The sequence below is a fragment of the Johnsonella ignava ATCC 51276 genome, assembly GCF_000235445.1.
Taxonomy (GTDB): domain Bacteria; phylum Bacillota; class Clostridia; order Lachnospirales; family Lachnospiraceae; genus Johnsonella; species Johnsonella ignava.
Genome location: NZ_JH378858.1, coordinates 1 through 1,323 on the forward strand (window position 1 = coordinate 1; position 1,323 = coordinate 1,323).

The window sequence follows — 1,323 nt, forward strand, 5'->3', positions numbered from 1 at the left end:
TATTTCCTTTTTCTACTTTTTCTTTCTTTGTAAATACGGATTTTCCTCCGCCGGGTGTATATACCGCTATATGAGGATCACGATCTATTAATCTATAATCATGGTCCGTACTCCATCCGTAACCGTGAAGGCTTTTTTCCCTTTCATTTGCACTGCCTAAAGCATATGCAGGGGCACTTTCTTCATTTTCTATATCCCGTATATCCTGTATTTCCCCGTTTTTGCCTAAATCTCCGGTATTATCTATGCTGCCTGTACTGTGTTCATCATCTCCTGCCTTATCAGTTTTTCCTGATAAATACGAATTTATACCAAACGGCAGAGATTTATTTAAATCCTTTGTATCATTTAAGGCTGAGGCACTGCCGGGTGTAGCAATCCTTCCGGTATATTCAGGAGTTTTATACAGCCTGTTATATGTAAGTCCGCCTCCTCCGGCTATATAAAAGTCCCTGTACTCCCATTCAAACTGACCGGTAAGCAGATCTACCGGATCCTCGGATTCACACTTTTTAAGGGTGTCAAACTCCTCATGGTTAAGATACATCACATCAAATACACCGCTTTTCATTGCAAATGTATATGGTATACTTGTGGTACTTCCCTCAAGCATTTCAAGCCATTTTCCTACCAGTATGTATTCGGGATTTTTTATCTCGTCCAACTTAAATTTTATAACGGTATTAAAGTCTATGCTTAAACTTTCCCCCGGCATCAGTTTTTCACTTTTTAATACATGGTCTGAAAGTTCGCTGTCTAAAAACTTTTTAATTGTTTTTATGCCTTTTCGTTTTTCAATCTTGTACTGCGTCTCTTTTTCAAGCGCAAGACTTATATTATTTACCGGTCTTTGCGACTCGTTTACAAGCTCAAAGTTTACATGGTATGCATCGTCTTCAAGCGTACTTTCCTCCGCACTTATATATAAATGCAGTGCACTGCCTGCAAGAACTTTGATAGGCTCTTTAGTATCAAATCTGTTATTAAAACTCTGACCGCCGCCTCCCATATCTCCGGTTACACTGCCGCCTATATTGTAGCTGCCTTCCTTATCTCCTCGAAGATACCAGTTTACGGATGTGGATTTTTCCGCAGCGATGCTTCCTACATTTTGCGAAAGACTCTGACTGCCTGAATTCATATCTGCAAATGAAAGTCCTTCAGGAAGCTGATCAAGCGTTGCATTTACATTTTCAAGAGACTCAAGTTTTGAATTATTCCTTATAACAAGGGATATGTCATACATCTCCTTAAGCCATTCACTTCGACCGTAAACAACCAGATAGAACCGTTCATTTATAGGGTGAATCGTTATTGAGTCAT

At 39.5% G+C, this 1,323-nt stretch carries 1 protein-coding gene; it reads right to left on the bottom strand.

Going from position 1 to position 1,323, the window contains the following annotated elements:
* Positions 1-1,323 (bottom strand): hypothetical protein (locus HMPREF9333_RS13125; RefSeq protein ID WP_040883165.1); only part of this gene is annotated, 1,323 nt, incomplete at both ends.